Genomic DNA, 10,425 nt, shown 5'->3' with positions numbered 1-10,425 from the left:
GGTGTGAGGTGGGGGAAAAGGTGGAGATTACATCAAAGCCTTACCTATCATCATAATTCGTAAAAATCACCAAACGATTAGGTGGTATTAACTTAAATATTTCACCAGAAAGTAATATCATTATTAATCCTTGTGCAATTGCAGTAACAGAACTTCAGATTACGGATAAAGATGAAGAGCTAGAAGCGCTTGAACAATATGACAAGAAAGAACTCGTAGAGCGTGATGGCGTGAAGTATGTAAGATTTGTGCCTATTTTAGAGAAAATCAATGAAATACTAGGATTCTTTGACATTATTATTCGCGGACAAGATTTTGATCAACCAGGATTAAATGTATTCCAGCGCACAATGTTAGAAGATGCAATTCGTGAAGTATTCGATAAACATGGTATTACTTCTCATCCCTCATCTTTATATACAGATGAAGTGAAGAAGGTGGATGGACAATTAATTCAGTCTCAAGTGAGAAAGCCGGAGCCAGAGTTAAAAGAAATTTATGATGTAATAGTAGAAAACCATGGAGACGATGTGAAAGCAGAAGAGTTAATTGCTGCGATTCGTCCGTTTTTACGTGATGGCTCAAAACCATTATTTGATGGACAAAGTAATTTTGGACGCGGTGTAGAAACACAGTTAAATGAATCACGTGTTGTTAACTTTAATATTAGTCATTTAGAAGAGGGTTTCTTAAAACCGATCGCCTTCCACGTTATCTTGAACTATATTTGGGAGCATTGGATTAAGAGTCCAGAACACGCTATCAAACGAAAAGTGTTATATGTGGATGAGATGTGGCAGTTTATCGATTATGAACAAACTGTTAACTTCTTAGAAAAAGTAGCACGTCGTTCACGTAAAAGAAATGCCGGTATGTGTTGGGCAAGTCAGGACTTTGTTCGTATTTTGGAAAATGTGAAAGCGCGTGGTATCTTGCAATCTACTTTCTCTTATTTCTTCTTAGAGCAAAATAAGATTGATAAGAAAAAAATCCAAGAGAACTTTAACTTAACTGCTGGGGAGCTCGACATTATTCTCAACAATCCAGGGAAAGGTGAAGGGATTTTCCGTATAGGAGATAGCTCGGTTTGGATTCAAACAGATCCATCAGATAAAGAAATGATGTTCATTGAATCTAATGAAGCGGTACTACAAGAGCTTTTAAATAACATGAAGAAAGTACAAGGGTACGCAGGATAATAGCGTACCTTTGAAAAGGAAGGTGAAATTATGCTTGATAAGATAATAGGATGGGTTGGCGGCTTAATTGTTTCTATGGTCAAGACCTTTCTTTCTCCAATCTATAAATTAATTGATACTATCCCCGATTTAATTTTTGGTGGGGATAGTGCAAAACTAAACTTTTTATTTAAAGACGACACAGCTGGGAATGTTTTAAATACGGGATTACCAGTCATGTTTAAATTTGCAGCCTTTTTAGTCTTAGTCAGTGCTGTAATTGCTGGTGCAAAGTATTCAGCTGCTGCCATTAATCCAACAAATCGAACATATATCATTGAATATGCGAAGGATTTAATGATCGTTTCTATTTGTATATGGCATTTAGATTTCTTCTATAACATAATATTTGATATTAATACTTGGGTAGCATCGGAGTTTAAAAGAGCAATAGGAGAACAATCGCTAGATGTTTTTAAACCAGGTCAGACAATTGCCGAATTGTCTATGGATAAAAATAAGGATGATTATTTATTTCAAATTTTTGCGATGTTGATTGAAGTTGGATTGTCACTTTGGGCAAACTTCTTCTATTTAATGCGAGCGGTATCTCTATATATTTTGATGTTAATGGGACCGATTATGGTTGGTATGTGGTTATTTCCTCAAAAGAAACAACAAACTCTATATTGGATGCGTGAATTTGTTGGTACAGTACTCATCCAAGGTATCCATGCGATTACTATATGGTTGATTTTTGTACTAGTAGGCAAATCAGATAATACCATTATTAAATTAATCTTATTTGCTATGTTTATTCCTATAGGTGAAATTGTAAAAGGGTTCATTGGTTTAAGTACAAATACGGCGGGAGCGGTAAATAGAGCAGGTACGATGCTTGGAATGGGAGCCTTAGCAAGTATGGCAGGTATCGTTAAAGGGATACGTGATGACCATCGTAGTAATAAAGAGAAGACAAAAGCTAGAAAAGAAGGCGAGGAAGATAAAAAAGAAGATGCTGATAACCCTAAAAACGCGTTGGGAGCCAATTTAGGGACAGATGTAGGTACAACATCTCGTGCAGCTCGTATGTTAAAAGCAGGTCAAATTGGAAGCATGGTTGGAAAAGCAACGGGCGGACTCGCGGGGTTAGCAATGGGTGCAGGACTTGGACCAGAAGGAATGGCAGTAGGAACATTTGCTGGAAGTAAAGCAGGTGGAGTTCCTGGTGCAGTAACAGGAAGAACATTGGCAGCTGGACTTGAAGGAGTTACTAGTGCTGGGAAGCATATTGGTTCTAGTGTGAAGAAAGGTCTAGATACGTATAAAGGGTTAAATGGAGAACAATATCCAGAGTTAACAGATGAAGATATTGCACAAGACTTAGCTACGAAAGATTTTGAAAATTGGAAAGCGGATAATCCTGATTCTGCAGTTGCGAGCCGTTTAAAACAAGCATTCCCTGGTGCATCTGATGCAGAGATTGCAAAAAAAGTAGCAAAAACAAATAGTGATCAAATGTCTCATTTCAAAAATCAGCGAAAACAAGATTTACAAAATATGAAGAAAAATGCTACACCATATGGAAATGCTAGAGATTTAGTTAACGCTGCAACTAACGCATTCCAAAAAGGATATGAGGCAGACCATAAAGATGCGTTTATGAGTCAATTACCAGAAAACATGTCAGCGGAAGAGAAAGAGAAAAAATGGAATGACCATCTAAACTCAAAAGTTCAAGGATTTAGAAATCATGCAGAACAAGCGGCAATAAAAGCTGGAGCAATGCCAGTTGATGCGAAAGATAAGCAAGGCAACAACCTGTTTGATAAGTCTTATGTAAATAAAGATGTCTTTGCTTCTCAACTTGCACTTGGAAAAGTTGGGAAAGCGGTTGAAGGAGTAAAGGGAGAAACACTAGAGAGTGGCCATCAAAATATGGGACAAGTAGACTCACTTGTGGGTGCGTCCACTGCTGCATTTAAAAAGGCATATACAGCAGATCATAAGGCTGGATTCATGAAGCAATTCCCTGCAGATGTACCACAACAAGAAAAAGAGGCTGCATGGAACAAACACTTGAGTCAAAAAGTGCAAGGATTTAAAAATCATGCACAGAAAGCTGCAGAACAAGCAGGGATTGTGCAACAAAAAGATGGGACTAGCTATGCTAATAAGGAAGCTTTTGCTTCTCAGCTATCGCAACAATTACAAAACAATCCAAATATAAATGCAATGGGTGTATCTAGTGTATCTGGCATTCAAAAAGCGGTAAATGGTGTAAAAACACATAGTTTAGCAAATGGATATGGAAACCAGAAACAAAAAGGTGTAAGTAATGTTGGGAATTTAGTACAAGCATCTACAGAATCCTTTAAACAAGGATATGCAGCAGAGAACAAAGCAAACTTTATGAAAAACTTGTCTCCAACTATGTCTCAAGCGCAAAAAGTAGAAGCTTGGCAGTCTCACTTGAATGATAAAGGGAATGAATTTAAAGCAGTCGCTCAGCAAGCAGCGGTACAAGCGGGTGCGATGCCCGTACAGGCAAAAGATACGAGTGGTAAGAGTCTACATAATCAATCATATATTAATAAAGATGCCTTTGCTTCGCAATTGACGAAAGGTTTACAAAGTCATGCTAGTCTTGGAACAGTGAGTCAACAAGTAGGTTCTGGAATTACTAGTGCGATTCAAAGTGTTCGTTCACACGGTGTTGCGACAGGTGGTGCAATCAATAAAGCTGTGTTTGCAGCTACGCAAACGCAAGCGAGTATGGCACGTGCTGGAAATCTGTCTGTTTCTGAAATTGAGCGCTCGTATGCGGATGCATCAGCTAGTGTAGCAAATATTTCGCAAAGTGCTGGGAAAATGACGATTCCAACTTCAGCAGTGGGACGTATGACACAGCAAAGTAAGATGATTGGTGTAAGTATGATGGAAGGTGCCAAACATCTCGTGCATACAAAAGGTATGGAAAATGTATCACAAGCATACTTTAATGCATCTAGTGCTGTTCAGCAGGCTGGTGGAAATGCAGTACAAAGAGTGATGAGTGGAACTGCAGCTGCCGTTCATACTTCATTAGGAGGTAATGCAGCAGAACGCCATTACAATGTGACAAAAGGATTAAGCTATGCAGCAGGTGTAATTGGTGGTGCAGGTGCTTACCAAGCTACTGCACGTATGGTAAGTAAACATAATCCTTATAATAAAGCAGTTCAAACAGAAGCAAAAGAAATTCAAGAGATTAAGGGAATGGTACCAACAATAACAGATGCGACTGGAAGACAATCAGTTGCTCAAGGTGCAGTACGTCTTGTTACGACAAATAATAAATCATGGATTGAAGCGAAAGATTCCAGTGGAATGACACAAGTTGTATCTCGTTATGGTAGTGGTGATAGTAGCATTCGTTCGGGACAAGTTGTATATCAAGACTTAAATATTTCGGATGGACAATTAACGCAGTACCGTAATGGTATGAAAGCAACACCAGCATATATTCAAGATTCTAGTGGTGGGAAAATTAGTATCAATCGTTCTATCAATATTAATCCAAACCAATTAATAGGAAATCAAAATCAAAGACCTTTACAACAGAAACCAGTATTTAGTGAACCGCCACTTACGGTAAGTCATAAGGTAGACAATGGTCACTTCTATATGTCTGATTTAGACCAGGGGGGATACCAGAATGTGCAAATGGTGGTAGAAAGAGATCGTAGTTATATGGTTGCGACAACTACAGACGGTACAGTGTCACGTATTTCTCCGTTCGGAAAAGGAGATACACGATTACAAGCAAACCAAAGAATTGAAAGGGTTTGTGAAGTGAAAGATAGCAGTATTAAACCGAGAGAAGAAATCCTAGTAACTCATACACAGGACGAAGTTGTACGTACAGAGACACATTTGAATTTATCAGAACATGACCCACAAAACCTGATTCCATTTGCGCCAAACCCTCGCTTAGCACAGCGAAGAAGTAGAAATAATGAAAATGGAAAGTATGGAGTGACAAGTCTATGAGTCAAAATCCTAACGATCCAAATAACCAGAAGAAAAGTAACCCTTTAAAAGATGCGACATCTCACTTTATTAAGAAAAAAGGGATGCAGGCAAGCGGGAAAATGGCAAAAATGGCAGGAAAAGCAGGAAGAGCGGCAGCGAAAGCTGCTGCCAAACTGCTAAGAGCTGGTATAGTGAAAATTGTCGGAGCTATCGTGGGAGCAGTAGGATTGCCTGTTGCTCTCATTATGGCTCTTATTATTACTGTATGTGTGATTCTAGCATCTTTTGTACCATTTACCGATGATGAGAGTAAAACAGAAGAGCAAGTCAAAAAGTATATGGAAATTTCAATGGCACTAAACGTAGACTGGAAAGAGGTCGTCGCTTTTGACATGGCTCGGTATGATAATGATTTGACTGGAAAAGATCCGCATGATGCTATATCATATTTCTTGGATATCCAATATGAAGAATATACGGAAAAAGAGGTATGTGAGGCAGGACCGAATGGTCCTTGTGAAAAAAAGAAAAAGGAGATGCAAAAAACCAAATCTGAAAGTTATTCCGGACCAGATGTAAAAAAGATATTGGGAGATACAGATTTTAAGAAAAAAATAGATGAAATTAATGCAAGTGGTAGTAAAAAAGTAACAGTTTCTTCTCATGGATTAGAAAAAGCGATGGAGCTTGCAAAGTTTAGTGAGAGTCAAAAAGATCGTGCGCGTGAGATACTAGCAGCAGGAATGTTAGAAGGAATGTATGGACATCTGGCACCTTCTAGTAATTTTGTTGGTGGTATGTGTGTAGGTAATGTGAGCCCTGGCGGAGAACCTGTTAACCTTAATGCCAAAGTTACAGGATACCTTCCTAAAATTAAAGAAATGGCAGAAAAACATGGTGTAGCTCAATATGTTGGTGTTTTGGCTGCCCAAATGATGCAGGAATCACAAGGAGAGGGAAGTGACCCGATGCAAGCTGCAGAAGGGCATTATGGAGACTTAAGTTCATATTGTATAGGTCTAAAAGGAAGTGCTCGTATAGGGTGTATTAAAGACCCCAATATTTCTATTGAAGCAGGCGTACAAGAATTTAAAGATGTTTTAGCAAAGGCAAATGGAGATATAGCACTTGCCTTACAGAGTTATAATTACGGTCCTGGATTCATTAGTTATGCATTAGCAAAAGGTGGATATTCAGAAGAAACAGCCATTGCGTTTTCTAGGGAGCATGCTGGTGAAAATCCAGCAGGTTGTTCTGATCCTAATAACTTCCGAACCAAAGTTGGAGCGTGTTATGGAGATTACACTTACGTTTCCAAAGTTTTGAAATATTATAAAGATTTAGGTTGTGTAGAATCTGGAGATGGAGAATGGATTTCCGATAAAGGTTGGAAATGGCCAACGAAATCAGGGCGTATTACAGATACATTTGATGCAGTTCGTGGTGGAAAGCAACATAATGCTGTAGATATTGGAGCTATGACCGCTGGAAAAGCTGGAGACCCCGTGTGGTCAATGGAAGCAGGTATTGTAGTCCAAGCAGGTAATGTAAATGGTGGAGGTCTAGGTGTTTATGTAGACCATGGAAATGGTATTGTATCTCGTTACTTACATTTGAGTAAAATATCAATTGCACAAGGAACCATGGTGACGAAAGGACAAATTATTGGAGAGATGGGTGGTTCTAACTATGATAAAAACACTGGTTTCCTTAATATGAATGGCTACGCTGTTCATTTAGATTTCCAAATTCGTATTAACGACCAACCAACGGATCCAATGAAATTCTTTAAGAAAAATGATGATCCAGGACTATCATCTGGTGGTTCTCCTATTATGACGAATGACAAACGACAAAAAGTATTAGCAGAAGCGAAAAAATGGCTTGGTCAAGGAAAAGTGAGATATGTCTTAGGGGATCGTAATCCGCCAGGAGGTACTTCAGATTGCTCAGGATTTACTCAGTATGTATTTAGAACAAGTATAGGTGTCCAACTTGGAGATTGGACTGGTGCTCAAGTCGGACAAGGAAAACAAGTGCCAGACATCAATCATGCGCAACCAGGGGATCTAATTTTCTATGAAAATCCAGGGCATGTTGCGATTTATATGGGGAATCAAAAAATGATTCATATTGGTGATAATAAGGGTGTACAAATTACAGGTCTAAACTATACGGCAAGAGGACAACATATGACACAAATCCGTAATGTTATAGACTGATAAGGGATGAGAGTAGATGCAGAAAATAATCAACATTTTATCTAATATGCCTCGTAAATACTTGGTCATATTGGGGATTATCGTACTAGTGGCAGGTGTTGCCACCTATAATACCATTCATGATTATATGCTGAAATCACAAGTGCAAGAGGAAGAGCAAGTAAATCAAGATGAAATCGAGATGCTTGGAGATAAACCAAAGAGATTTGATACAAAAGAAGAAGAATATATTGCAAAAACAAAAACAGTAGAGGATTTACTACGAAAAATTTCTAATAGTAGTTATGATGTTCCATATTTGTTTACAAAGGCTGGATTTGGTATTGAACCAATGAAAATGACAAGTAATGAACGTATGCTTGCTACAGAAGCTGTTCAAAGATATTTCCTAAATGGAGATAAGTTTTACAATGCACGTATTACCAAAATTGACCGCGGGAAAAAAGTAGATACATTTCATATAGAGGTTTTAATACAACAGGTAAACTTCTTGGAACCACGACAATTTAAAATTCAGGTAAATCAATATGCGCAAATTGTAACACCAATTGAACAAATACCGCATGGACAAGAAGAAGTTCCTGTGGATTAACTGAAAGATAAGGGTTGTGAATAAAAATCACAGCCCTTATTAAAAAATATAAAGAGTACCTAAAAATATTTATTGAATATTCTTAATTTTCTGATATAATAAAGTTATGGTTAAATGGAATTTGTATATATTAGTGAAATGATATAGATGTGGAGGTAAAAAGAATGAGATTATTATTTGGAACCGCAGCAAACTATTTTGCAGGATATTCTTCTGGAAGAGGCTCGGGACTTTTAGGGACAATATTTGGGTGGGCTTTATTAGTAGGTAGTGGATACCTGTTGATAACAAATTGGGATAGTATCACAGTTTGGATGCACAGTTTAGATATTGTAACAGGATTAGATGGTTATGAAGACATGAGCAATGGATTTATATTCATATGCTTGCTTGTAAGTGGTTTTATTTTCATGCTATTGTTACCAGTCTTTGCAATTGTATTAATAGTGGGTGTGGTATTCCTGAATATTGTCATTTGTACAATTGTATTATTAGTATCACCAAGTACATATAAAAAAAATAAAGATGTGGAGAGTGAATGGAAATGAGTACAATTCTAGTTTTAGGTGGTTCAAATGGTAGAACATTAGAGAAGTTAGCGAAAAAAAGAGATTGTCAGGTGATTTTTCACGACGGAAAAAATCATGGTGGTGTAAAGAAAACATTTCGTAGTGTTATAAAAAAATGTGATGTTATTGTAGTGCAGAAAGGTGCATGTGGTCATGTGTCTATTGATGTAGCAAAAGAGTACGCAAAGAAGTATGATGTCCCGCTTTTATTTAATCAGGGTTTTGGAGGAACAGGCGCGTTAGAGATTGGGTTAAAGCATTTGCAAGTAGCATAAGTTTAAGTGGTATAGGGATTTATTTAGATTGTATAATCATATAATCCTTATATAAAATTATAAAGTTAATATTGGAGGAATCGAAATGCTATCAATACCAGAACAAAGTGTTAAATGCTTTTTGAATGCTGATTTAAATGGACAATTAGAATTAGATACGAAAGAACCCCAAAGAGGAAATGGTTGCTAAATAATTTAATACAGATAACAAACATTTTTGAATGACTGCTGTAACAGGAGATCTGCTGAATCGAAATTACTGGATAACTAAAGAGTTAGTATCAGAAATAAAAACAGGTGGGAAGAATACCCAATCTACTTTGAAACAAAAAAAGTTAGCAATAGTGAAGGGGATCTTGTTAAGCATAAACCTACACGTATATATAAAATTCTTAAAGAAGAGTAGATAATACTATTTGGATTTGAAATTTAGATAATATATGGATGTAAATGAAAGGTGAATATAATAAAATGAATCATAGTAATATACATAAATCAGGTTATGTTATACTCATATATTTTATAATGACTCAATTTGTTGGGATTATAGGTGTACAATTGCTAGCAAAGACAGGTTGGTATGATATTAAGGGAAATCAACAGCAAGCAATTCAGCAACTACTTGTTCATTGGGAACTAATAGGTTTTTTGCTCATATTGACATTCGTTTTTCTTATATATAAGAAAGAAGCGATGCGCGATTCGAAGTTATCAATTAAATTTTCAAGAGTATCATTCGGTTGGATTTTAGTAGGAATAGTTGCAGTATTCTTGGCACAGACAATTGGTAGTATATTGGATAAAAGTATATTTCACTTAACTACACAATCAGTTAATACATCAAGTAATATTGAATCTGTAGCCATTTCTCCTCTTGCTCTTATATCAATTGTAATTCTTGCTCCGCTAGTTGAGGAGCTTGTATTTCGTTACGCGGCCATAAATATATTAAGCCGTAAATTTAATAAAAGTGGGTGTATATTAGTTAGTTCATTGTTTTTCTCTATTATGCATTTTGATTTTCCTTTTGTATTTGGATATTTTCTAATTGGACTTGTACTTGCGGCAATATATGTACGTACTAATAGGTTAATAGTATCGTTTGTCGTTCATGCTAGTATGAACTTAATTGTTGTTATGTTTCAGATTTCTTGATGAAATAATTCAATTTGCAAAGAACGAAAAAACTTTCCTTTTAATTTTGGATAAAGCACAAAGTATGACTACCACAGTGTAGATAAGACAAATAGCCAGGGCTAATAAGTAAATAAAGCTCAAATGAATAAAATTATTAAGCAAAAGTGGAATATAAAAACAACTTGGAGGAAATACATATGTCAGCATTTTTAAATTTAATTGCTTTAATATCATTAATTACTTCAATCGTATTTTTCGTGAAAGGGTTCAAGAATAAACCGAAATTCAAGAAAGCCACTTTATTCTTTTGTGCAACATGGGCTTTATGGTTCGTATCAGCTATGATTGACCCGGAACCAACAAAGGTAAATGGAAAGCAACAAAATAAACAGGAAGAAGCAGAAGAAAAGAAGAAACAGGAAGAAGCTAAGAAACAAC

The 10,425-nt window shown here is 36.6% G+C and carries 6 protein-coding genes and 3 pseudogenes; all 9 read left to right on the top strand.

The genetic code is table 11. The features are described from left to right. Positions 1–56: 56 nt before the first annotated feature. Positions 57–1,199 (top strand): annotated as a pseudogene (locus tag RTP99_RS21750) (VirB4 family type IV secretion system protein); the annotation flags it as partial. Between the two features lie 30 nt (positions 1,200–1,229). Continuing rightward, positions 1,230–5,210, top strand: coding sequence for a TrbL/VirB6 family protein (locus RTP99_RS21745; RefSeq protein ID WP_000884601.1), 3,981 nt, complete (start codon positions 1,230–1,232; stop codon positions 5,208–5,210). Continuing rightward, positions 5,207–7,414: a lysozyme family protein gene (locus tag RTP99_RS21740; protein WP_000081400.1), complete on the top strand. Its 2,208-nt coding sequence runs from the start codon at positions 5,207–5,209 to the stop codon at positions 7,412–7,414. The genes RTP99_RS21745 and RTP99_RS21740 overlap by 4 nt, the downstream gene beginning before the upstream one ends. Positions 7,415–7,430: 16 nt before the next feature. Then, complete coding sequence (locus tag RTP99_RS21735) at positions 7,431–8,006, top strand: hypothetical protein (protein ID WP_002163382.1); 576 nt, start codon at positions 7,431–7,433, stop codon at positions 8,004–8,006. A gap of 164 nt (positions 8,007–8,170) precedes the next feature. Next, positions 8,171–8,554, top strand: coding sequence for a hypothetical protein (locus RTP99_RS21730; protein ID WP_001237722.1), 384 nt, complete (start codon positions 8,171–8,173; stop codon positions 8,552–8,554). Beyond that, the gene (locus RTP99_RS21725; RefSeq protein WP_000426065.1) at positions 8,545–8,850 is read left to right on the top strand and encodes a DUF2325 domain-containing protein; all 306 of its coding nucleotides are present in this window, start codon (positions 8,545–8,547) and stop codon (positions 8,848–8,850) included. The genes RTP99_RS21730 and RTP99_RS21725 overlap by 10 nt, the downstream gene beginning before the upstream one ends. Before the next feature lie 158 nt (positions 8,851–9,008). Continuing rightward, positions 9,009–9,256 (top strand): annotated as a pseudogene (locus tag RTP99_RS27900) (hypothetical protein); the annotation flags it as partial. A 44-nt stretch (positions 9,257–9,300) separates the two neighbouring features. After that, the gene (locus RTP99_RS21720; protein WP_002163781.1) at positions 9,301–10,005 is read left to right on the top strand and encodes a CPBP family intramembrane glutamic endopeptidase; all 705 of its coding nucleotides are present in this window, start codon (positions 9,301–9,303) and stop codon (positions 10,003–10,005) included. Between the two features lie 179 nt (positions 10,006–10,184). After that, positions 10,185–10,425: pseudogene (locus RTP99_RS21715) on the top strand (multimodular transpeptidase-transglycosylase / penicillin-binding protein 1A/1B); the annotation flags it as partial.

The sequence above is a fragment of the Bacillus sp. (in: firmicutes) genome (assembly GCF_031983925.1).
GTDB lineage: Bacteria > Bacillota > Bacilli > Bacillales > Bacillaceae_G > Bacillus_A > Bacillus_A pacificus.
Note: the sequence above shows the minus strand (reverse complement) of the source record. Positions and strands in the feature narration are given on the sequence as shown.